Source organism: Quadrisphaera granulorum, assembly GCF_003149145.1.
GTDB lineage: Bacteria > Actinomycetota > Actinomycetes > Actinomycetales > Quadrisphaeraceae > Quadrisphaera > Quadrisphaera granulorum.
Window position 1 is genome coordinate 1 of the sequence record NZ_QGDQ01000001.1, and the last position, 23,141, is coordinate 23,141.

15 protein-coding genes are annotated in these 23,141 nt (G+C 72.4%); 8 read left to right on the plus strand and 7 right to left on the minus strand.

Annotated features, from left to right (window positions below):
- Nucleotides 1-159: 159 nt before the first annotated feature.
- From BXY45_RS00010 to BXY45_RS00030, 5 genes are all read right to left on the minus strand, one after another.
- A complete protein-coding gene (locus tag BXY45_RS00010) occupies nt 160-1,287 on the minus strand; it encodes an LCP family protein (protein WP_109772261.1) in 1,128 nt (375 codons plus the stop codon).
- A 153-nt stretch (nt 1,288-1,440) separates the two neighbouring features.
- Nucleotides 1,441-2,310 carry a dTDP-4-dehydrorhamnose reductase gene (rfbD, locus tag BXY45_RS00015; RefSeq protein ID WP_109772262.1) on the minus strand — a complete coding sequence of 290 codons (870 nt, stop codon included), beginning with the start codon at nt 2,308-2,310 and terminating at the stop codon, nt 1,441-1,443.
- Entirely contained in the window at nt 2,307-2,924 is a 618-nt protein-coding gene (locus BXY45_RS00020; RefSeq protein ID WP_109772263.1) for a dTDP-4-dehydrorhamnose 3,5-epimerase family protein, read from the minus strand. Before BXY45_RS00020 ends, rfbD begins: the two co-directional genes overlap by 4 nt.
- A 59-nt stretch (nt 2,925-2,983) precedes the next feature.
- Nucleotides 2,984-3,484, minus strand: a complete 501-nt coding sequence (locus BXY45_RS00025) for a MarR family winged helix-turn-helix transcriptional regulator (RefSeq protein WP_109772264.1) — start codon at nt 3,482-3,484, stop codon at nt 2,984-2,986.
- Nucleotides 3,481-4,107, minus strand: a complete 627-nt coding sequence (locus BXY45_RS00030) for a TetR/AcrR family transcriptional regulator (RefSeq protein WP_211319101.1) — start codon at nt 4,105-4,107, stop codon at nt 3,481-3,483. The genes BXY45_RS00025 and BXY45_RS00030 overlap by 4 nt, the downstream gene beginning before the upstream one ends.
- Nucleotides 4,108-4,276: 169 nt before the next feature.
- Here BXY45_RS00030 and BXY45_RS00035 point away from each other — a divergent pair, with 169 nt between their 5' ends.
- From BXY45_RS00035 to BXY45_RS00080, 8 genes are all read left to right on the plus strand, one after another.
- Complete coding sequence (locus tag BXY45_RS00035; RefSeq protein ID WP_146211015.1) at nt 4,277-4,522, plus strand: hypothetical protein; 246 nt, start codon at nt 4,277-4,279, stop codon at nt 4,520-4,522.
- Nucleotides 4,523-4,664: 142 nt separating this feature from the next.
- Complete coding sequence (locus tag BXY45_RS00040; protein ID WP_109772266.1) at nt 4,665-6,236, plus strand: sugar transferase; 1,572 nt, start codon at nt 4,665-4,667, stop codon at nt 6,234-6,236.
- Complete coding sequence (locus tag BXY45_RS00045) at nt 6,237-8,375, plus strand: acyltransferase family protein (RefSeq protein ID WP_109772267.1); 2,139 nt, start codon at nt 6,237-6,239, stop codon at nt 8,373-8,375. It begins immediately after the preceding gene.
- A 126-nt stretch (nt 8,376-8,501) separates the two neighbouring features.
- Nucleotides 8,502-10,640 (plus strand): alginate lyase family protein, encoded by a 2,139-nt coding sequence (locus BXY45_RS23055; RefSeq protein ID WP_170131232.1) that lies wholly within the window; start codon nt 8,502-8,504, stop codon nt 10,638-10,640.
- A 154-nt stretch (nt 10,641-10,794) separates the two neighbouring features.
- Nucleotides 10,795-11,976 carry a DUF1972 domain-containing protein gene (locus tag BXY45_RS00065; protein WP_211319102.1) on the plus strand — a complete coding sequence of 394 codons (1,182 nt, stop codon included), beginning with the start codon at nt 10,795-10,797 and terminating at the stop codon, nt 11,974-11,976.
- A gap of 237 nt (nt 11,977-12,213) precedes the next feature.
- On the plus strand, nt 12,214-12,855 hold the full coding sequence (locus BXY45_RS00070; RefSeq protein ID WP_146211016.1) for a hypothetical protein: 642 nt from the start codon (nt 12,214-12,216) through the stop codon (nt 12,853-12,855).
- A 189-nt stretch (nt 12,856-13,044) separates the two neighbouring features.
- On the plus strand, nt 13,045-18,747 hold the full coding sequence (locus BXY45_RS00075) for a PKD domain-containing protein (RefSeq protein WP_146211017.1): 5,703 nt from the start codon (nt 13,045-13,047) through the stop codon (nt 18,745-18,747).
- A 207-nt stretch (nt 18,748-18,954) separates the two neighbouring features.
- Nucleotides 18,955-20,214, plus strand: a complete 1,260-nt coding sequence (locus tag BXY45_RS00080; RefSeq protein ID WP_109772273.1) for a glycosyltransferase family 4 protein — start codon at nt 18,955-18,957, stop codon at nt 20,212-20,214.
- Nucleotides 20,215-20,230: 16 nt separating this feature from the next.
- Here the strand turns inward: BXY45_RS00080 and BXY45_RS00085 are convergent, their stop codons facing one another.
- Together BXY45_RS00085 and BXY45_RS00090 are read right to left on the minus strand one after the other, a co-directional pair.
- Nucleotides 20,231-21,721 carry a hypothetical protein gene (locus BXY45_RS00085; protein ID WP_109772274.1) on the minus strand — a complete coding sequence of 497 codons (1,491 nt, stop codon included), beginning with the start codon at nt 21,719-21,721 and terminating at the stop codon, nt 20,231-20,233.
- Nucleotides 21,722-21,723: 2 nt separating this feature from the next.
- Nucleotides 21,724-23,109 (minus strand): tyrosine-protein kinase domain-containing protein, encoded by a 1,386-nt coding sequence (locus tag BXY45_RS00090; protein WP_170131233.1) that lies wholly within the window; start codon nt 23,107-23,109, stop codon nt 21,724-21,726.
- Between the last annotated feature and the right edge of the window lie 32 nt (nt 23,110-23,141).

Sequence of the window (23,141 nt, forward strand, 5' to 3'; positions counted from 1 at the left end):
GATCTGGAGTCGGGGTTGAAGGCCACCTTCGAGTGGTACAAGGAGAACGAGGCGTGGTGGCGGCCCCGCAAGGCCGCCACCGAAGCCAAGTACGCCCAGCTCGGCAGGTAGCTCTCGCTACCTGGGTCTCGCTACCTGGGTCTCGCTACCTGGGTCTCGCTACCGGACCGTGTCGCCGAGCGTCGCGGTCGGGTGGGCGGCCACCCAGGTGGCGACGTCGTCGGCCTTGACCGCCTGCCAGAGCTCCGCTCCGGCAGCGGGGTCGAGGTAGACCACCGACTGCGAGCCCTCACGCCCGGTGGCCGGTGACGCCAGCGGCGCCTGCAGGAAGGCGACGTTGGCGGCGCGCAGGTCGCGGTGGTCCACGGCCATCGCGAGCAGCTGCGGCTCGCCGAGGCCGTCGTCGGTGCGGACGGACGCCGCTACCGCGCCCACGACGTCGGCGAGCTTCGCCGGGTCGGAGAGCAGACCGCGGTCAGTGGCGCCCGCGAGCACCGAGCGCATCCAGTTCTGCTGGCGGCGCTCCCGGTCGAAGTCGCCGCCGGCCAACGTCTTGCGCTGACGCACGTAGGTCAGGGCCTGCTGCCCGTCCATCACCTGGCAGCCCGCCGCGACGGTGCCGAGGTGGTCGGTCACGGTCTTCGGCACGCAGATCTTCACGCCGCCGAGGGCGTCGGTGATGCGGGCGAAGCCGGAGAAGTCGATGGCGACGACGTGGTCGATGCGGACGCCGGTGAGCTGCTCGACGGTACGCACGGCCAGCTCGGCGCCGCCGTAGGCGAAGGCGGCGTTGACCTTGGTGGTGCCGTAGCCGGGGACGGGCACCCAGGAGTCACGCGGGATGGAGATCATGGCCGCGCTGCGGCCGTCGGCCGACAGGTGCAGTACCGCGAGGACGTCGCTGCGCTGGCCACCGCGCGTCCAGTCGACCTCCGGTGCGGTGCTCGCGCCGTCGTCGTCGTCCTCGTCGCCCTTGTCACCGGTGCCGTTGGCGCGGCTGTCGGAACCGATGAGCAGGATGTTCTGCGCGGTGCCGGCCGCGGCCTCGACGGTGGGGCGGTCAGCGGCGGGGATGGCGGAGAACGGGTCTCCCAGGTGCCCGACGGCCGGGGCGGAGCGCCACAGCGCCACGGCCCCCACAGCCAGGGACACCACCAGCACGGCCGCCACGAGGAGCACGAGACGTGCCCACCGCTTCTTCCGAGGCGGCGCGGGGGGCGCAGGTGCCTCGGGAGCCGGTGCGAGCAGCTGGTCCAACGCGTCGCGGTGGTCCTCGACGATGCTCATGAGCGCCCCCTCCTCGGGCCCGAGGGGGCGGCAGAGGCCGACCCGTCTGGCCGGGGACGCTAGGTCGGCGCCCGAGGGAAGCGACAGGGAGTGATCAAGCGATCACCCAGTGATACGAGGGGGATTCCCCCGTTCAGAGGAGCGGGGTGCGACTCAGCTGGCGAGAACGACGCCGGCGGCGGCGTTCCAGCGGTCGGCCCAGTCACCGATGGGCGTGACCCCGGCTGCGACCAGCGCGTCGTGCCCGAGCACCGACCATGCCGGACGCGGCGCCGGCAAGACGTACTCCGCGCTCGTGGTGGGACTGGCCACCGCCGGGTCGATCTCCGCGGAAGCCAGCACCGCCTGCGTGAAGCCGTACCAGCTGGTCTGCCCGCTGGAGGTCGCGTGGTACGCGCCGGCAGGGGCGCCGACAGTCAGCAGGTCGGTGATGATCCGGGCGACGTCCACCGTCCACGTGGGCTGGCCCACCTGGTCATGGATGACGCTCACGGCCCCGCGCTCACGGGCAGCCCGCGCGATGGTCTTGGGGAAGCATCTGCCGCCCGCGCCGTACAGCCACGCCGTGCGCACCACGAGGGTGTCGGGCTGCGCGGCCCGCGCCGCGGCCTCGCCGGCGGCCTTGGTGCGCCCGTACACCGAGCGCGGCGCGACGGGCGCGTCCTCGGGGTAGGGGAGCGGGGCGCCGTCGTCGTCGAGATCGGCGTCACCGGAGAAGACGTAGTCCGTGGAGACCTGCACCAGGCGGGCCCCCGCGGCGGCGCACGCCGCACCGAGCAGGCCCGCGGCCGTGGTGTTGAGCAGCTCCGCCGCGGCGACATCGGTCTCGGCGGCATCGACGGCGGTGTGCGCCGCGCAGTTGACCACCGCGTCATGGCCCGGGACGGCGGCCGCCAGAGAGGTGGCGTCGGTGACGTCGACGTCGGTGCGGCCCGCGGCGGTGACCTCGTGGCCGGCCTCACGGAGAGCGACGACGACGTCCTGCCCGAGCATGCCGGCGGCGCCGGTCACGAGGACCTTCACGCGCCGGCACCTTCGGCGTAGGAGCGGGCGGCGTCCCAGGTGGGCAGCAGCCCGTCCTTCGCGGCCTCGGCCAGGGTCGGTGCGGCTTCGTCCTTGGCGGACAGCTCGTACGTCAGTGGCTGTCCGTCGCGTCCGTGGGTGGGCCAGGCGATGCCGATGGCAGGGTCGAGCGGGTGCACGCCGTGCTCACCGGTGGGGTTGTAGCCGGTGGAGCACAGGTACGTGACGGTGGAGCCGTCGGCCAGGGAGCAGAACGCGTGGCCCAGGCCCTCGGAGAGGTAGACGGCGCGGCGGTCGACGTCGTCGAGGAGCACCGAGGTCCACCGGCCGTAGGTGGGGGAGCCGATGCGGATGTCGACGATGACGTCGAGGACGGCGCCCACCGTGCACGTCACGTACTTGGCCTGACCGGGCGGTACGTCGGCGAAGTGCACCCCGCGCAGCACCCCGGCCGCGGAGACCGAGCAGTTCACCTGCGCCACGTGCAGCGGGTGGCCGATGACTTCGGCGAGGGCGTCGTTCTTGAAGGCCTCGAGGAAGGTGCCGCGGTCGTCCCCGAACTGCCGAGGGGTGATGGACCAGGCGCCGGTCACGGGAAGGGGCTCGATCAGCACCTCGTCACCCTAGTCGCGGCCCCACGTGGCCGGACCGTGCTCGCCGATCACCCCTGAACTCACGCTTCGAAGGGCGCCAGCAGACGGCGCAGCAGCACCGCCAGCTGCTCCGCCTGCTCCGGCTCCAGCGAGTCCAGCACGGACCGCTCCCGCGCCAGGAGGTCGGCCAGGGCCGTGTCGACGCGAGCGACCCCCTCCTCGGTGAGGCGCACGATGACGCCGCGCCGGTCCGCCGGGTCGGGACGGCGCTCCACGAGCGCCCGGGCCGCCAGCCTGTCGATGCGGGTGGTCATGGTGCCGCTGGTCACGAGGGTCGCCGCAGCCAGGGACGACGGCGACAGCTCGTGCGGCGCCCCCGAGCGCCGCAGGGCCGCGAGCACGTCGAACTCCCACTGCACCAGCTCGGTGGCGGCGAACGCCTCGGCACGCGCCCGCTCCAGGTGGTGCCCCAGTCGCGTCACACGCGACAGCACGTGCAGCGGGGAGGTGTCGAGGTCGGGGCGCTCGCGGGCCCAGGCGGCCACGAGCCTGTCGACCTCGTCAGGCCGGGGGGTCTTCACGCCGATGAGCTTGCGGGGTGCGTCAGGCTGGGACTGGCCTGCATGCCCGACAGCCCGTTCCAGGCCAGGTTGACGATGTGGGCGGCCACCACCGCCTTGTCGGGCGTGCGGGAGCCGAGCCACCACTGCCCGGTGAGGGCCACCATGCCCACGAGCATCTGCGCGTACATGGGGGCGGCGTCGACGGCCATCCCCAGCCGGGCGAACTCCTCGGTGAGCATCCCCTCCACCTGGGTGGCAACGTCACCGAGGAGGCTCGCGAACGTGCCCGTGGTCTGCGCGACCGGAGAATCGCGCACGAGGATCCGGAAGCCGTCGGTGTTCTCCTCGACGTACCCCAGCAGCGCGAGCGTGGCGCGCTCCAGCAGCACCTTGGGGTGGGCACGGGCGTCGAGCGCGGCGCTGATCGCGTCGAGCAGGGCGCGGACCTCACGGTCGACGACGACGGCGTACAGCCCTTCCTTGCCGCCGAAGTGCTCGTAGACCACCGGCTTGGAGACGTGGGCGCGCGCCGCGACCTCCTCGACGCTGGTGCCCTCGAAGCCCTTCTGGGCGAACAGGCCGCGCCCGACGACGAGCAGCTGTTCGCGCCGCTCAGCGCCGGTCATCCGCGTGCGGCCCATCCGGCCATCGTGCCCTACGGCGCTGCTCCGGACGGGTGGAGCCGCCGCGGGCGGGGCGCCGCGCGCTCAGGTACGTCGACGCACCTGCCGATGCAGCACCCGTCGGGGCCGGCTGCGCCGGTCCCGGCGTGCTCCGTGCCGACCGGCCGACCTATCGACGGAGGTTCCTGTGGAAACTGTGCTGGCGGTCGTCGCGGCGTGGCTGGTGGCGGGCCTGGTGCTCGGGGTGCTGGTCGGGGTCGTGATCTCCCGTGCTGACAGGGTCGAGAGCGCTGACCTGGCACGCGCCGCGGCCGCCGCAGCGTCGGTGGTCGACGGGCCGCTTCCCGCGGTGCGCCCGGACCTGCGCCTCGTGCCGACGCAGGCGACGCCCACCCACGAGGTGCTGCACCTGGCGCTGCCACCGCGCCCCTGACCCCCAGCGACTAAGGCCAGTTGCCCCGAGCACCTGAACAGGTGATGACCCCTGAGTCACCGCATGATCACGCGGTCTCCTCAGGCGGGGCGGCGTCCGTCGCTGATCTCACCCTCGAGACTTCCCACACCCCAGGAGCGCCATGACTCACGTCGTGCACCCGCCACAGGAGGCGATCGGCACCCTGCCGCGGCAGAACGCCGGTAGCACCGGTGGTGCCGGAGGTGCCGACCGCAGGGCGCCTGACCACGGGGCGCCCGGACGCCTGCACCGCGTCCCCCGGCCCCGCACCCACTGGACCACCGCGTACCTGCGCCGCGTGGTCGCCGCGGACGCCGTGGCCATCCTCGCGGCGACGTCCCTCGCCTACGTCTTCCGCTTCGGCGCCGTCTCCACCTCTGCGTGGGAGGGCGCCCTGCTGCTGCTCGGCGTCCCCGCGCTGTGGTTCGGGGCGCTGTACGTCAACCGCGCCTACGAGTCGCGCTTCATGGGCCTGGGGAGCGAGGAGTACGGCCGGGTGGGGCGTGCCAGCACGGCCGTGCTGGCCCTGCTGGCCACCGCCTCGTGGGCGTTCCAGCTGGAGATCGCCCGCGGCTACGTGCTGCTCGCCCTGCCAGTGGGCACGGTGCTCCTGCTCGTGCTGCGCTACCTGACGCGCCAGCACCTGCACGCCCAGCGCGAGCGCGGCCTGCACACACAGTCGCTGCTGGTGGCCGGCCACCACGAGGGCGTCCTTGCGACGGTGCGCCAGGTCCGCCGGGCCCGCTACCACGGCATGGTCGTCATCGGGGTCTGCCTGCCCGACGCCCACGGCGGACGCCGCGGCGGCGAGGCCTCGGTGCTCACGCAGCTCGCCGAGATGGACGTGCCCGTCCTGGGAACCCTCGCCGACGTCTCCGAGGTCAGCCTCCGCCACGGCGTCGACGCCGTCGCCATCCTGCCGACCGCCGAGACCGACGCCGCCTTCCTGCGCCACCTGGGCTGGGAGCTCGAAGACACCCACGCCGACCTCTTCGTGGCCCCCACGGTCACCGAGGTGGTAGGACCCCGCGTGGCGATCCGCCCCGTGTGCGGGCTGCCGCTGCTGCACCTGGAGCGCCCCGAGCTGACCGGTTCCCGGCGCATCGCCAAGCAGACGGTGGACCGCGTCGCCGCCGCCGTCGCGATCGCGCTGCTCAGCCCTGGGCTGCTGGCTATCGCGCTCGCGGTGAAGCTCGACAGCCGCGGGCCGGTGCTGTTCCGCCAGGAGCGCATCGGCCTGGAGGGCCGCACCTTCGGCATGCTGAAGTTCCGCAGCATGGTGGTGGACGCCGAGGCGCGCCTGCGTGAGCTCGCCGGGTCCAGCGAGGGCAACGCCGTCCTGTTCAAGATGAAGCACGACCCGCGCGTCACACGGGTCGGCCGCTTCCTGCGGCGTTACTCCCTCGACGAGCTGCCCCAGCTGTTCAACGTGCTCGTGGGCCAGATGTCCCTGGTGGGGCCACGGCCGCCCCTGGCGCGGGAGGTGGCCGTCTACGAGCACGACGCACGCCGCAAGCTGCTGGTCAAGCCTGGTCTCACCGGGCTGTGGCAGATCAACGGGCGGTCCGACCTGGACTGGGAAGAGTCGCTGCGGCTCGACCTGCGCTACGTCGAGAACTGGTCGTTCGCGTACGACTTCATGATCCTGTGGAAGACCGTCGGTGCGGTCCTCCGGAGCCGAGGGGCCTACTAGGTGTCCACCTACGAGCTGGGTGCTCCTCCGGAGACCCGCGCAGCCGGTGATGGGGCAGCGCCCCGCCGATCCGAGACTCCGGTCCAGGGTGCCGCTCGGAGCACCCGCAAGGACATCCAGGGTCTGCGCGCGGTCGCCGTCCTCCTCGTGGTGCTCTACCACGCGGGGCTCCCCGGCCTCTCGGGAGGCTACGTGGGGGTCGACGTCTTCTTCGTCGTCTCCGGCTTCCTGATGACCGCCCACCTGCTGAAGCGGCTGCGCTCCACCGGCAGGGTCGGGATGGTCGACTTCTACGCCCGCCGGGTCCGCCGTCTGTTCCCTATGGCGCTGCTCGTCGTCCTGGTCACGCTGATCGCGGCATGGTTCGTGGTCCCGCCGCTGGCTTACGCCGCGGTGGCCCGGGAAGCCGTGGCGGCCGCGCTGTTCGTCCCGAACGTCCTCTTCGCCGCCCGTGGGACGTCCTACCTGGCATCCCACGACCCGTCGCTCTTCCAGCACTACTGGTCTCTCGGCGTGGAGGAGCAGTTCTACCTCCTCTGGCCCGTCGGGCTCGTGCTCCTGTGGTGGGTGTCACGGAGGTCACTCCCTGTCCTGACCGTCCTCGTGGCCGGTCTCGTCGGACTGTCCCTGGCCGGCTGCATCGTGCTCACGGGGATGTCCCAGCCTTACGCCTTCTTCCTCCTGCCGAGCCGTGCCTGGGAACTCGGTGTGGGGGCCCTCGTCGCCCTCGTCCTGGCTGGTCCCGCAGGAGCGGCACTGCGCAGCGCGTGGGCGGCGGTCCCTCTCGCGGTCGTCGGCTGGGTGGGGCTTGCCCTCGTGGCCGTGGCTGGTGCGCTCTACGACGACTCGACCTCCTTCCCGGGGGCCGCTGCCGTCGTGCCGGTGCTGGGAGCGGGGCTCATCCTGCTTGCGGGGTCGGGGGGCGCACCGGGCGCGCCCGCCGGCGTCGGGCGAGTGCTGGGCCTGCGCCCCCTCACCTGGGTGGGCGACATCTCCTACTCGCTCTACCTCTGGCACTGGCCGCTCCTCCTGCTGCCAGCCGCGGCGGGGCTCGACCTTGGCCTGGGGCAGAAGCTCGCCCTGGTTGCCGTGGCCGTCCTGCTGTCCGCGCTCACCACACGCTTCGTGGAGGAGCCCTTTCGCGGTCGAGTGCGCGCGACCCCGAAGGCGGGTGGATCTGCGGCGCTTCGTCGACTCACTGCAGGTCCCGGTGCGGTAGTGGTGTGCGGGCTTGTCGCGACCGCACTCGTCGCCGGTGCCACCGGACTGACGGGCTGGGCCTCCGACCAGCGGAGGCTCACCTCCGACCGCACGGCCGCCGCGTGGGACCCGAGCGATGCTCCTGTCTTCCCCACCTACGTGCCCGCCAACCTCCGCCCCTCGCTGACGGCCGCGGCTGCGGACCGGCCTGCGATCTACGACGACGGCTGCATGCTCCAGGGCCATGACGACCACGTGCGTGACGGCTGTGTCTTCGGAGACCCCGCCGGTACGACGACGGTGGTCTTGTTCGGAGACTCCCACGCCGGCAACTGGATGCCGGCCCTGGACGCAGCCGCCGCCGCCAGGTCCATGCGTCTGGTGGTCTACGTCAAGGGCTCATGCGCGGCCGCCGACGTCGTGCCGGTGGCGCAGGGCAATCTCCTGACCTCCTGCGCCACCTGGCGCGCGGAGGTCCTCCGCCGCCTCGCCGCCGACCCGCCGGCAGTGGTCGTCCTGGGGGCTGCCGCCGGCGTGGTCCTCCCCGGTGACCCGAGCACGAGGACCGCTCGCTGGAACGAGGGGCTGGCGCGCACCCTCGCTGCCCTGCCGTCGCAGTCACGCGTCGTCGCGATCGGCGACAACCCCGTCCCGCCGGACACCGTGAACGCCTGCTTCTCGGCCCACCTGGACGACGCGAGCACCTGCTGGCGACCGCGCGCCACCACCGTCCCGGACGAGTGGAACCGGGCCCTTGCGGCGACCGTCACCGCCGCCGGCGGCCGGTACACGGACTTCACCGACCGCCTGTGCGATCAGGACGTCTGTGGGGGGATCGCCGGCGACACCCTCCTCTTCTTCGACGGAGGGCACCTCACGGCGACGGCGTCCCGGGCCCTCGCGGGGGTGGTGGGGCAGCGCGTCCTCGACGCTGCCTGACCGGTCATCCGCCCCGAGGGGAGGGAGGTTCACCCGTCGCCCTCCCTCGTCCTCCGTGGTCGTCGAGCCGGACCAACGGGTCGAATCGCCCACGGGGGACGATGTGATCGTCCTACGGTGCTGGCCATGGCGGACGACGAGGGTGCGACGCGGCGCCCGGCAGCACACCGGGCACGGGCCTCCACGCGGGCACAGCTGGGCGCGGGTCTGGTCCTTGCCACGGTGGCAGCGATGTTCGTCGCACCGCACATCGCGAGCGCCGGTGAAGCGGAGCGGCAGTGGTCCCCGGCGGTGAAGGTCCTCGACGAGCCCTTCGACGCCGACGGCCGACCGAGTCGCCCTCCCGTGGGGGGTTCGTGGTCGCCCTGGGCATCCCCAGGCGTCTCGTTGACGGCCGGCGAGGGCCAGCTCCGCATCGATGGCATGGGCGCGGCAGCGTCCTTCGCGCTGACCGCGCGGGAGGCCCAGGCCGCGGACGTGCGGGTCTCCTCGACGGTCCTGGCGGTCCCCACCGGTGGTGCCTACTACGCAGGCGCCTCGGCGAGGGTCCAGCCCGACGGACGCCGCTATGCACTCACGGTGGTCGTGCGCCCCGACGGCGAGGTGGCGCTCGTCGCGGGCCGGGTCGGGCCGTCAGGCACCACGCCCCTGGGCCGCACCTCTACCTCCGCGCCGCTCGGCACCCCGCTGGTCATCGAGCTGCAGGCGACTGGCAGCGACCCCACCGTGGTGAAGGCCCGCGCGTGGGCTGACGGCACCACCCCGCCCGCCTGGCAGCTCACCACGGATGACGACAGCCAGGAGGAGATCGCCGGACCGGGTGGTGTGGGCGTCAACGGCTACCTGTCCCGCTCAGCGTCCGACGTGGCACTGAGCGTCGACTCGGTGCAGGCGTGGTCCTTGGTGGAGGGCAGCGAGACCGGGGCTCCGGTCACCGCGTCGCCGACCAGCGACCCGACGACGGATCCGACCAGCGAGCCCGCGACGGACCCGACGACCGATCCGACGACGGAGCTCACGACCGCGCCGACGGGCACCACGGCCAGCGCGACCGCCGCGACCGGCGCCACGGCAGAGCCCTCGAGCACCCCGCTGCCCGGGTCCTCATCGGTGGGTTCCTCGTCGGCGGGGCCGTCCCTCTCGCCCACTGACGGGTCGACGGCGGCTGGCTTCGCGCATCCCGGCATCGTCATGAGCGCCGAGCAGCTGGTCTTCGTGCGCTCCCAGATCGCCGCGGGACGTGAGCCCTGGACCTCCGCGCTGGCCCGTGCGCGAGGCTCCTGGTATGCGAGGTCGAGCTGGACCCCCCGGCCCGTGGCGCTGGTTCAGTGCGGCTCACGCAACAACCCCGACATCGGGTGCACCGCGGAGACCGATGACGCGCAGGCGGCCTACACCAACGCCTTGCTCTTCTCCCTGACCGGCGAACGCCCCTACGCGGACAAGGCGATCGAGATCCTTGACGCCTGGTCCGCGGTGCTGCAGGGCCACAGCTTCGATACGACGCTGTACAAGAACGGGCGCCTGCAGGCTGCGTGGGCAGGGCAGACCTTCACCAAGGCCGCCGAGCTCGTCCGGTACAGCCGGGCAGGCTGGGCGCCGGAGAAGGTGGCGCGTTTCGAGGGCATGCTGCGCACCGCCTTCCTGCCGATGGTCCGGGACGGCTGGACCGGTGGAGGCGCGAACTGGCAGCTGTCCATGGCCGACGCGACGATGAACATCGGCGTGTTCCTCGACGACCGCGCCGTCTTCGACGACGGTGTGGGTGACTGGCGCGCCCAGGTGGTGTCGGCGTTCTACCTGACCTCTGACGGGCCGCAGCCGATCCCGCCGCTGGGTACCTACGTCAAGGCCGACTACGTGCCCACCTACTGGTTCAACCCGCTGGCCTTCGTCGACGGCCAGGGCCAGGAGACGTGCCGAGACCTCGGCCACACAGCCATGGGGCTGGGCGCGGCGCTCAACGCCGCGGAGACGGCCGCTATCCAGGGCGTCGACCTGTACGGGGAGCAGCGCCGCCGTCTCGTCGCTGCGATGGAGTACAACTCTCGCTACCTGGCGGACCCGTCCGCGCCGGGCTGGGTGTGCCCGAGACCTCCGGACGCCGGAGGGACGGCGGGGGCGCTCACCTTCGAGATCGGTCTGCGCCACTACGGGGCCCAGGAGGGGCTGGCGCTGCCCTCCACGCGGGCGTGGGTGGAGCGCAACCGGCCCACCCGGTCCGGCATCTTCATGAACTGGGAGACGCTCACGCACGGTTCGTAGGGCCGTCACCGCGTGAGGTGATCCTTCGTCCGGGTGACCCGAAGACTCCATCCGGGTGCCTGCTCTATCCCGCGGCTCCAGGTACGCAGTTCACCGACCGTTCACTCCATTGGACATCAGGGGAGCACCACCCTGGCGCGACGGAGGAGTGATCATGAGCGTCCTGGACCGGCACCTCGTTGGGGCGGCTGCGGGCACCGAGCCCCGCCTCAGCATCGCCATGGTCGGGACCCGTGGCGTGCCCGCGCACTACGGGGGCTTCGAGACCTGTGTCGAGGAGGTCGGCGCGCGGCTGGTCGAGCGCGGTCACGACGTCGTCGTGTACTGCCGCCGGGCCAGCGACGACGACGACGGCGACCGCCTCTCCGAGTACCGCGGCATGCGCCTCGTGCACCTGCCGGCCCTGCGCTCGCGCACGCTGGAGACCCTGAGCCACACCGGCGCATCGGTCGCCCACCTGGTGCGCCGCCCGACGGACGTCGCACTCGTCTTCAACGCCGCCAATGCCCCCTACCTGCCGGTCATCAAGGCCCGCGGCATCCCGGTGGCCACGCACGTGGACGGTCTGGAGTGGAAGCGCGCCAAGTGGGGTCCCGTGGGGCAGCGCTACTACCGCCAGGCGGAGGCGCTGGCCGTGCGCTTCTCGGACGCCCTCATCGCGGACGCGGTCGGTATCCAGGACTACTACACCGAGCGGTTCGGTGTGCCGACCACGCTGATCTCCTACGGGGCTCCGCGGGTCCAGGGCGACGGCGACCCCGCCCGCCTGGCGGAGCTCGGTCTGACCCCGGGCGGCTACCACCTCGTGGTCGCGCGCTTCGAGCCGGAGAACCACGTCGACGTCATCGTCGAGGGCTACAGCGCCAGCAGTGCGAGCAAGCCGCTCGTCGTCGTCGGCTCCGCGCCCTACTCGGACGCCTACACCAGCCGGGTCCGTTCGTTGGCCGACGACCGCGTGCGGTTCCTCGGGGGCGTCTGGGACCAGGACCTGCTCGACCAGCTCTACGCCGGAGCCCACACGTATCTGCACGGCCACTCGGTGGGAGGCACCAACCCCTCGCTGCTGCGCGCCATCGGCGCCCGCGCGGCGGTCAGCGCCTTCGACGTTTCCTTCAACCGCGAGGTGCTCGAGGAGGCGGGCCGCTACTGGACCACCCCCGCTGACGTGCGCGCCGTCGTGGAGGCCTCCGAGGCCGACCCCGAGGGCACGCTGTCGCGGGCCCTCGCCTCGGGGATGCGCGCCGACCTGTACGACTGGGACCTCGTGGCCGACGGCTACGAGTCGCTGTGCTTCCAGCTCGCGTCCCTGCGCTCGAAGGCCGGCGCCCGCGTCTGAGAGACCGGCCCACGCTGGGAGACCCGGATCCGCGCTGCGGATCCGGGCTTTCCGCGTGCGTCACCCAGCGTGAGCAATGTCGCGGTGTCGCGGCCGGCGTGCGCTCACACACCGTCATGTGCGGCCGGTAGGGGGTTGCGGCCTCCGCTGATCCGTGGCAAGGCGAGCCCGGCCGATGGTGGCAGGTGCTGTGCGGATCGTCCGCGCCGACGAGCCGGCGCCGGTAGCGTCCGCCGGGTGACGACGCCCCCTGCGCGCCCCGGCGCCCCCACCCCTGTGACGTCGCTGCGCTGGTGGGGCGTCGCCGTGGTCGCCAGCTGCCTCGCGGTGGCGACCGGCTGCACCGCCGACCCCGCCCCTGGCGGGGGAGACCCCTCGGCCACGCCGACGGGCACCGGGCGCACGTCCGCGTCAGCTCCCGCCACGACGCCGCTGCCCACACCGACGACGCCGCCGGGGCCGCCGGCCAGCACCGCGCCCGAGGTGGGTGTGACCACGCTTCCTGCGGTGGGTGTGTCCAGTCCCGCGCCCTTCGGCGACGGCCTGGTGGCCACGGTGACGTCCGTGAAGCAGGTGCAGCTCGACGGCGAGGGCCCCGGCGAGGTCGCCGGTCCGGGTACCGCCGTCAGCCTGACCCTGAGCAATGGGACTTCCGCGCGCGTGGACCTGGGGGGCATCGTCGTCGACGCGACGTACGCTGACGGCAGTCCCGGAGATCCCAGCGCGTCGGCGCCGGCCGACGTGCCGAGCGGTGTGCTGGAGCCGGGGGCCTCGGTGAAGGGTACCTGGGTCTTCTCCCGCCCGGCGAGCGGCGCCGACCCGGTGCGGGTCAGCGTCGGCAGTCTGAGCTCGGCGGCCGTGGTGACGGTCGTTTCCTGACCAGAAGGCATCAGCGCAGAGTGACGTCTCGTCACTCTATGTGCACTCACCCACCCTGTCGGCCCTTACTCAGAGTGAGATCCCATCGACAGAGAGCATTACCTTCCGTGACGCTTCTGCTATGCGCGTCCGGGACAACCCGGCTGCGGTGGACCGCCGGGGGACCGGTGGCGGAAGCACGGGAGTGCTATGTCTGTGAAGAGGTTGCGCCGCCGCGCGACGGTGGCCGCGAGTGCGCTGGCTGCCGCACTGGCTCTGCCTACTGGCGCCGCTCCGGCCCTGGCGGCCGACGCGGTCCCCACCGCCGCCGAGCAGCTGCCGGCCACGGTGAGCGCCGACTCGCTGCCCACGGTCCAGATCAACGGAGTGGTCTGGAACCAGCTGGTGGTCGGCAACACGGTCTACGTGGCGGGCCAGTTCACGTCGGCGCGGCCCGCGGGCTCCCCGCTGGGCAGCAACGAGACCCCCCGCTCCAACCTGCTCGCCTACGACATCACCACCGGCAACCTCATCTCGAGCTGGGCGCCCACGGTGAACGGTGTCGCCTACGGCCTCGCCGCTTCCGCCGACGGCAAGAAGATCTACGTCTCCGGCAGCTTCACACAGGCGAACGGGCAGACGCAGTACCGCGTGGCGGCGTTCGACGCGACGTCCGGCGCACTGATCAGCGGCTTCAGGCCGGTCTTCGACGCGCGCGTGCGCACCATCGCCGTCGTCGGCAACACGCTGTACGCCGGCGGCATCTTCAGCAAGGTCGGCTCCACGCCGCGCGCGCGCCTCGCTGCCGTCAACGCCACCACCGGCGCGCTGGTCACCGGCTGGGCCCCCACGGCCGACGCCGAGGTGCTGGCCATGGTGGTCCCGTCCTCCAAGCCCGAGCTGGTCATCGCCGGGCGCTTCGGCCTGGTCAACGGTGACGCGTGGCGCGGCAGCGCTGCCCTCGACCTCGGTAGCGGCGCCAACCTGCCGTGGGACGTGCAGAACCACGTCTACAACTACGGCGACGCGGCCGCCGTGTACAGCCTGTCCACCGACGGCACGAGCGTCTTCGGCACCGGTTACAACTACGGCAGCAACGGCAACTTCGAGAACAGCTTCTCGGCGGCCGCCGACGGCGGGACGTTCCAGTGGCTGAACCCGTGCCTCGGTGACACCTACGGCAGCTACCCGCTGGGCGGCGTCCTGTACACCGCCGGGCACGCGCACGACTGCTCCGCGATGGGCGGCCTCCCAGACCTCACCCCGCGGCAGTACCAGTGGGCACTGGCCGCGACCACGGCCGCGTCCGGCAAGCTCAACCCGCGCAATGCCTACGGCTGGGCCGAGGGCACGCCCGCCAACACCCAGCTGCACTGGACACCGAGCTTCACAGCCGGCACGTACACGGGGCAGTCGCAGTCCACCTGGAACGTGACGGGCAACGGCCAGTACCTCCTGTACGGCGGCGAGTTCCCCAGCGTCAACGGCGTGGGGCAGCAGGGCATCGCCCGCTTCGCCGTGCGCAGCGCGGCTCCGAACGTGCAGGGTCCGCAGGGCGCGGGCGACCTCACGCCGTCGGCCACCTCGACCTACCCCGGCCAGGTGCGCGTCACGTGGCGCGCCGCGTGGGACCGTGACGACAAGACGCTCACCTACGAGCTGCTGCGCGGCCCTGCGGGCAACACCACCGTGGTGGCCACCACCACGGCGTCCTCCGAGTGGTGGGACCGGCCCCCCGTGGCCCTCGATGACCCCTCGCCGCTGGCGGGCGCCCAGCTGTACCGCGTGCGCGTCACGGATCCCTCCGGCAACACCGTCACCGGTGCCGCGAGCTCGGTGACCGCCACCACCGCGGCCAGCGCGTACGCGCAGCTGGTCAAGACCGACGGCGCCAGCGACTACTGGCGCCTCAACGACCGCAGCGGTGTGGTGGGCACCGCCTCGATCGGAGGCCACGACCTCACCGTCGACGCCAGCGAGCAGCGGGCCCAGGCCGGCGCCACCGCCGACGGCGACACGAGCATCGGCTTCACCGGTGTGACCCAGGTCGATGCGCCCAACCGCTTCGGCCCCAGCTACAAGGCCGTCATCCCGGCGGCCACCACCTACGCCCTCGACGGGCCGCAGACCTACACCACCGAGGCCTGGATCAACACCACCACCACCAAGGGTGGCAAGATCATCGGCTTTGGTGACTCCAAGCGCGACTACAGCTCCAGCTACGACCGGCACGTCTACATGACCGACGACGGCCGCCTGGTCGCCGGGGTCTACGACGGGTCCATTCGTGCCGTCACCTCCACCAAGAGCTACAACGACGGCCAGTGGCACCACGTGGTGGCCACCCTCGGCGCGAACGGCCTGAGCCTCTACGTCGACGGCGTCAAGGTGGCTTCCAACGGCGCCGCCACGCAGGCGCAGCCGTTCCACGGCTACTGGCGCATCGGTGGCGACAACGTCTCGTTCTGGCCCAACCAGCCCACCAGCGCCGGATTCGCCGGGAGCATCGACGACGTCGCGATCTACCCGACCGCGCTGACCGGTGCGCAGATCCGGGCGCACTACGCGGCGACCGGCCGCGCGGTGCTCACCCCGGCGAAGCCGTCGGACACCTACGGCGGCGCCGTCTACGACTCCGCCCCTGACGCCTACTGGCGCCTCCAGGAGACGTCCGGCACCGCGCTGGCCGACTCCAGCCCCGAGGGCGCTGTGCCTGCCGTCGTCAACGGCAGCCCCGCTCTGGGTGACCCGGGCGTGCCCGGCATCACCGGGAGCACCGCCGTGTCCTTCGACGGCAACCCTGACAACACCGTGGCCAGCGCGGCGGCGACCGTCGCCCCGTCCGTCTACTCCGAAGAGCTGTGGTTCAAGACCACGAGCACCCTCGGCGGCAAGCTCATCGGCTTCGGCGACGCCCAGTCCGGCAGGAGCGGCGCCTACGACCGCCACGTCTGGATGGACCGCAACGGCACGCTGCACTTCGGCACCTGGACCGGACAGGAGAACCGGGCCGACTCCACCAAGGCCTACAACGACGGCACCTGGCACCACCTCGTCGCGACGCAGGGGGCGCAGGGCATGGCGCTCTACGTCGACGGGAAGCTGGTCGGCAGCAACGCCCAGACCGGCGCGCAGGACTACTCCGGGTACTGGCGCGTCGGCGGTGACGCGAGCTGGGGCGACACCGAGAACGGCTTCTTCACCGGCTCGATCGACGACGTGGCCATCTACGGCCGCGCGCTGACCGCGGCCGACGTGTCGGCCCACTTCAAGGCCGGCGGCGGCAACCTCGCGCCCACGTCCTCGTTCACTGCGACCCCCACCGCCCTGGCGCTCGCCGTGGACGGCTCGGGCAGCACCGACTCCGACGGCACCGTCGCCTCCTTCGCCTGGACGTTCGGCGACGGCGGAACGGGGACCGGGGTGACCGCGACGCACACCTATGCCGCCCCCGGCATCTACACGGTCACGCTCACCACGACCGACGACAAGGGCGCTACCGCGACGTCCCAGCAGCGCGTCAGCGTCCGGTCCGCCTCGGCGGTCGCTCCCGCGGACGCCTACGGCAAGGCCGTCTACGACGCCGGGCCCGACGCGTACTACCGCCTCGACGACGCCGCCGGCACGACGACCGCTGCTGACTCCAGCGGTTTCGAGAGCACGGGCATCGTCCGTGGCGGCGTGCGCACCGGGACGCCGGGCGTCGCGCAGTCCGTGGGCGCCGGCACCGGGTCCACCTTCGACGGCCAGGTCGGCAGCATCATCGTCGATCCCCGCCGCATCGACGCCCCGAGCCAGTACTCCACCGAGCTGTGGTTCAACACCACCAGCACCCTCGGCGGCAAGCTCGTCGGCTTCGGCGATGCCGAGTCCGGCTACAGCGGCAGCTACGACCGCCACGTCTGGATGGACCGCAACGGCACGCTGCACTTCGGTACCTGGACGGGCTACGCGAACACCGTGGACACCACCACCGCGTACAACGACGGGGTCTGGCACCACGTCGTCGCGACGCAGGGCGACGCGGGCATGGTGCTCTACGTCGACGGCAAGGTCGTCGGCACCAACGGCCAGACGCAGGCCCAGAACTACTCCGGGTACTGGCGGGTCGGCGGTGACTCGAGCTGGGGCGACACCGAGAACGGCTTCTTCGCCGGTGCGATCGACGAGGTGGCCTTCTACTCGAAGGCGATCAGCGCGAGCACCGTGGCCGATCACTTCGCCAAGGGCGCGCCGAACCAGGCTCCGACGGCGGCCTTCACCGGCGGCGCCAAGGACCTGGTGGCCACCTTCGACGCCTCGACGTCCAAGGACGCCGACGGGACCGTGGCCTCCTACGCCTGGGACTTCGGTGACGGGTCCACCGGCACCGGGGCCACCCCGACGCACACCTACGCGGCGGCCGGGACGTACACCGTGAAGGTCGTCGTCACCGACGACAAGGGCGCCACCGGCACCACTACCGGCACGGTGACGGTGACCGCGCCGAACCAGGCTCCGACGGCGGCCTTCACCGGCGGCGCCAAGGACCTGGTGGCCACCTTCGACGCCTCGACGTCCAAGGACGCCGACGGGACCGTGGCCTCCTACGCCTGGGACTTCGGTGACGGGTCCACCGGCACCGGGGCCACCCCGACGCACACCTACGCGGCGGCCGGGACGTACACGGTCAAGCTCGTGGTGAGCGACGACAAGGGCGCCACGGGGACCACCAGCTCGGCGCTCACCGTCACCGCCCCGGTCAACCAGGCCCCGACGGCCTCGTTCGCGAGCGCGTCGAAGGACCTGGGCGCCACCTTCGACGCCAAGGCCTCAGCCGACTCCGACGGAACGGTCGCTTCCTACGCCTGGACCTTCGGGGACGGCACGTCGGGCACCGGCGTGACGGCGGCGCACACCTACGCGGCGGCGGGCACCTACACCGTCACCCTCGTCGTCACCGACGACAAGGGCGCCACGGGCACCTCCACCGACACGGTGGTGGTGACCGCTCCGGTGGTCGCCAACCAGGCCCCCACCGCGTCCTTCACCAGCGCGGTCACCAAGCTCCAGGCCAACCTCGACGCGAGCGCGTCGAAGGACGCCGACGGGACCGTGGCCTCCTACGCCTGGGATTTCGGAGACGGCACCACCGGCACCGGCAAGACCGTGACCCACGCCTACGCCGCGGCCGGCACCTACCAGGTGACGCTCACCGTGACCGACAACAAGGGCGCGACCGGCACGAGCACCGCCTCGGTCACCGCGAGCGCTGACGTGCAGCCGCAGCCGACGAACGGCACGGTCGCCGCGGACGCCTTCGGGCGCACCACGTCGGGCGGCTGGGGCACCGCCGACACCGGCGGCGCCTGGACCACCTCCGGAGGTGCCAGCGCCTTCTCCACCGGCGGGGGCACGGGCCGGATGGTGATCGCCAAGCCGGGCGCCACGCTGTCGGCCGCCCTCGGCGGCGTCAGCGCCTCGGGCACTGACCTGCAGGCCACGTTCTCCGTCGACAGGGCGGCGACGGGTGGCGGCGTCTACCTGACGCTGCAGGGCCGCAAGGTCGGCAACGACGACTACCGCGTCACGGCCCGCCAGCTGGCCAACGGCTCGGTGTCGCTGATCCTGGGCAAGGTGGTCGGTGGGACCTCCACCACGCTCAAGGCGGTGACCGTGCCGGGCGTGACGGTGGGTGCCGGTCAGCAGCTCGTGGTCCGGCTGCAGACCACGGGAAGCGGCACCACCACGCTGAGCGCCAAGGCGTGGCTGGCCGGCTCCGCAGAGCCGAGCGCGTTCCAGGTCACGGCGACCGACGCGGCCCCCAGCCTGCAGACCGCGGGCGGGATCGGGGTCGTCGCCTACCTGTCGGGCAGCTCGACGAACGCCCCCACCACGGTGTCCGTCAGCAACCTGAAGGCGATCCGTTCCTGAGTCGCTGACTGACCGCTGATGCGGACGTGACGCCACAGCGGGCCCGCTCCCCTCGGGGAGCGGGCCCGCTGTGGTGAGGGCCGGACGGGCGTGATCGTTCGTCCGATCGGTGGGCTCCGACGGGGGAGCCCTGCGGAGGACCACAGGCATCAGCCGATGGTCCGGGCGAGGCCGGGTGTCACTCCGGCGAGGACAGGAGCAGATGACATGGCAGCACTGCCGCACCTCGGAGCCAGCGACGTGGCCACGAGCCGCCGCGTCCTGGTGACGCACCCGGGGGCCGAACTGTATGGCTCGGACCGCATGGTCTTGGAGTCCGTCCAGGGGCTCCTCGAGGACGGTTGGACTGTGACCGTGGCGCTCCCTGGCGAGGGCCCCCTCACGGCGCTGCTGGCTGCGGCCGGCGCCGACTGCCGCACCGTGCCCACGCCGGTGCTGCGCAAGTCGGCCGCCACGCCGCGCGGCCTGATCTCGCTGGCCGCGTCCGTGCTCCGGACAGCGCCGGCGGCCTGGCGGCTGCTGCGGGCGGAGCGTCCCGCGGCCGTCTACGTCAGCACACTCACCACTCCGCTGTGGCTGCTGCTCGCCAAGACGGCGCGCGTGCCGGTGATCTGCCACGTCCACGAGGCCGAGGGGAACGCCCGGCCGCTGGTGCGCCTGGTCCTCACGGCGCCGCTGCTGCTGGCCGACCGGATCCTCGTCAACAGCCGCTACGCCCTCGACGTCCTGCTGTCGTCGGTGCCGTCCTTGCGGACGCGCTCGAGCGTGGTGCTCAACGGCGTCCGGGGGCCCGAAGCGTCGCCGGTCCCTCGCCCGCGGCGCAGCGAGGAGTCCCTGCAGCTGGTCTACGTGGGGCGGCTCTCCGAGCGCAAGGGCGTCTTCGTGGCCCTCGACGCGTTCGAGAGGCTCGTGCTGAGCGGTCAGGACGTCGAGCTGACCCTCGTCGGTGACGTCTTCGGCGAGCACGTCGAGGTCGCCGAGCAGCTGGAGCAGCGTCTCGCCGCCCCGGCGATAGCCGGCCGCGTGCACCGCAGCGGCTTCAGCATCGGCATCTGGGACCACCTGGCCGCCGCCGACGTCGTCCTCGTCCCGTCGGTGCTGCCGGAGCCGTTCGGCAACACCGCGGTCGAGGGCGTGCTCGCCGGCCGACCCGTCGTCGCCAGCGCCCTGGGCGGTCTGCCCGAGGCCGTCGCCGGTGTCGCCAGTGCTCAACTGGTGGAGCCGGGGTCTGCGTCGGCCCTGGCCGATGCCGTCCTCGCTGTCAGCAGCGACCTCGACAGGTTCTCCCAGTGCGCCATCCGCGATGCGCAGGACGCGGTCTTCCGCTTCTCCCCACAGCGGTACCGGCGCGACATCGCCGGTTCCGTCAGTGACCTGACCGGCATCTTCCACACCGACACCGCAGACCACGTGTCCGGTGCGTTCGGTACGGCGTCCGTCGCTGACCTCGCCGAAGGACGCCCGTGAGCACGGACCTGGACACTTAGGGGTTCAGCGGTGGCGTCGTGTGGAGCGGGCTCCAGGACGTGGTCCTCTTCCTGCGCCGGTGAGCGACGACGGCGGGGGTGAGCGCCACCGCCAGGGCGAACGCCACGTCCGGCATGTTGGTGTAGAGCGGCCCGAAGCCGAGGAACCACACCGCTGACGCCACCCAGAACACCGACTGGGCGCTCGCGCGACGGGAGACGGCGTCGGCAAGCAGGGCGTCCAGGAGCAGGAACGCCATGGCCAGGCCGAAGGCCGCACCGACCACGCCGCAGCTGGCCCACAGGTCGGCGATGATCGAGTGCAGCTCGATGTGGCCACCGAACATGTAGTGGTCGACGTAGCCGTTGCCGGGCTGGATGCCGACCTTCGCCATACCCTGCTTGGCCAGCAGCACGTCTTCCTGGTTGGGCACTGCGCCCAGCCCGAAGCCCCACGGCTGGGAGGGGACCAGGGAGATGGTGGCCTGCATCTCGGGGCGGCCACCCACGAGGAGCGATCCGCCGCCCGCGGTGACCTGCGCCTGCGAGCGTGCGGCGACCTCCTCGCCGAGTGCGCCCCCGACGAGCAGCTGCTGACCGATGGCCCCGGCTCCGGTGATGGCCAGTACGAGCAGCATGCCCATCTGCACACGGTGCCAGGCGCTGCGCGCCTGCCCCGCCACGGCCGAAGGGAACGCCTGCCACAGCATCACCGCCGCGGTGAGCACGCAGAACCCGGCGTAGCTGCGGGAGTCGAAGGCGAGCCCCACCACCGCCAGGAGCACCAGCGCCGCGGCGCTGAGCACGGGCTGGCGCCAGCGGGCGACGACGGCCAGCACGATGGTCGTGACCGGGAGCGACAGCTGGTACTTCCAGGCGTTGATGGGGCTGAACCCGTCCAGGCCCACCGCCACGAGCATGCCGACACCCACGATCAGGGCCATCGTCTCGACGCCCAGGGCGCTCCGCACCCACAGCAGCAGCCCGACAGCTCCCAGCGCGCTCAGCACGCCCACCGCAGTGGACTGCGCCAGCTTGGGATCGATGACGTGCTGCGTGGTGAGCTCCGCGATGGTCCACCCGGCCAGCAGCGCCACCACCCCGAAGGCCACGACGGTCGTGGCACCGCGGTAGCGCCTGAGACGAGGTAGCCACACGGGGAGCAGGAGTACCGACAGCACCGTCGTGGTGGTGATGGGGAACTTCAGCATGACGTCGGCGCCGACGGCCAGGGCGGTGATGCCTGCGGTCGCGGAGCGCAGGATCGCGACGGGCCTCAGCCCGGGTCGCTGGCTCCAGCGCGCGCGCGGCGAGCGGTCGCGCCGGGAGCCCCCGCCGTTGCGCCGGGCGAGGGCCTCCTGGTCCTCCAGCCAGCGCTCCAACCGAGCGACCGGAAGCCCGGCCTGGGAGGCGACGCTGCGGCTGGCGTCGGAGCGGGACGTGCCTGCCTGCTCCAGGTCGAGCACGCGCGAGACGGCGCGCCGCTGAGCCTCGACGGTGACCCGCACGATCAGGCGGGGCTGCGGCGCAGGCGCAGCCCCCAGGGCTTCTGCGCCACGGTGGGCCCGTAGTAGTACGGGCTCGACACCTGGCCCTTGACGCGGTTGAGGACGACGCCCATGAGCCGCGCCCGTGCCATCAGCAGGCTCTGGATGCTCGTCTCCACGTGCTTGCGCGTGGTCATCGACCCGTTGACGACCAGCAGCGCGCCGTCGGCCTGAGCCGCGAGGACGGCGGCGTCGGACACCGGCAGCAGCGGCGGAGCATCCAGGACGACCACGTCGTACTGCTCGCGCGCTGCCTGCAGCAGCACCCCCATCTGGTGCGAGCCGAGCAGCTCGTTGGGGTTGGGTGGCGTCTCCCCGGAGGTCAGCACGTCCATCCTCTGGGGGCCGACGGGCTGCAGGACGTCGGCCAACGCTGCCCGCCCGGACAGCACCGTCGCGAGGCCGGCCTCACCGACCAGCCCGAGGATCTTCGCGACCGTCGGACGGCGCAGGTCCGCATCGATGAGGAGTACGCGTGCCCCGGCCCCGGCCATCGTCACCGCGAGGTTGACCGCCGTGGTGCTCTTGCCCTCGCCGGCAGAGGAGGAGGTCACCACGACCACCTGGCTGGTGCCCTCGAGGTTCATGAACTGCACGTTGCTGCGCAGTCGCCGGTAGGACTCGCCCCGCGGGCTCCCGGCGTCACCGCTGAACGGCACCAGCTCCGGCTCGGAGCCCGCGCGCTCGCTGATGGCGCCCAGCACCGGGGCCTCGGTGACCAGCGCCACGTCCTCCTCGGTGCGGACCTTGGTGTCGAGCAGCTCGCGCAGCACCACGAACAGGACGGCGAGGCCCAGACCCGCGGCCAGACCCAGGACGGCCATGAGCTTGCGCTGCGGGGCGAACGCGAAGGGCGGCGGGCTGGCGGGGGCGATGGTGGTGACCTTGATGCGCTCGGAGTTGCTGGAGGCACTGGGCTCGAGGTCGCTCACGGCCACCGCGAGCTGGGAGGCCACGGCGTTGGCGACGTCCGCAGCGCCGCGGGCGGAACCGGCGGTGGCGCCGATCTCGATGACGACCGTCTCCACGGGGCTGCTGGCGGTGATGTTCTTGGCCAGGCGCTGCGGCGTGGTGTCCAGGCCGAGCTCGTCGATGACCGGCTGCAGCACCGTCGGTGTCGTCACCAGCAGCACGTACGACTGGATGATGCCCTGGGTGTAGGAGGAGCCCTGCGCGAGCTCGCTCACCGACCCGCCGCGGTCCAACGACAGGAACACCGTCGCCTCGGCCCGGAAGCTGTCGGGCTGCCCCACCGTCGAGACCACACCGAGGACACCCCCCAGCATGCCCCCGAGCACCAGCACGAGCCAGCGCCGCCGCAGCAGCACCACGTAGTCCACGAGCTCCACCAACGACCTCCTCCGGCCCCGCCCCAGCGACG

What these genes read in the sequence shown, in the direction of transcription:
- BXY45_RS00075 (WP_146211017.1), top strand. Translation starts at nt 13,045, where the DNA reads ATGTCTGTGAAGAGGTTGCGCCGCCGCGCGACGGTGGCCGCGAGTGCG.
- BXY45_RS00065 (WP_211319102.1), top strand. Translation starts at nt 10,795, where the DNA reads ATGAGCGTCCTGGACCGGCACCTCGTTGGGGCGGCTGCGGGCACCGAG.
- BXY45_RS00010 (WP_109772261.1), bottom strand. Translation starts at nt 1,287, where the DNA reads ATGAGCATCGTCGAGGACCACCGCGACGCGTTGGACCAGCTGCTCGCA.
- BXY45_RS00080 (WP_109772273.1), top strand. Translation starts at nt 18,955, where the DNA reads ATGGCAGCACTGCCGCACCTCGGAGCCAGCGACGTGGCCACGAGCCGC.
- BXY45_RS00040 (WP_109772266.1), top strand. Translation starts at nt 4,665, where the DNA reads ATGACTCACGTCGTGCACCCGCCACAGGAGGCGATCGGCACCCTGCCG.
- BXY45_RS23055 (WP_170131232.1), top strand. Translation starts at nt 8,502, where the DNA reads ATGGCGGACGACGAGGGTGCGACGCGGCGCCCGGCAGCACACCGGGCA.
- BXY45_RS00030 (WP_211319101.1), bottom strand. Translation starts at nt 4,107, where the DNA reads ATGGGCCGCACGCGGATGACCGGCGCTGAGCGGCGCGAACAGCTGCTC.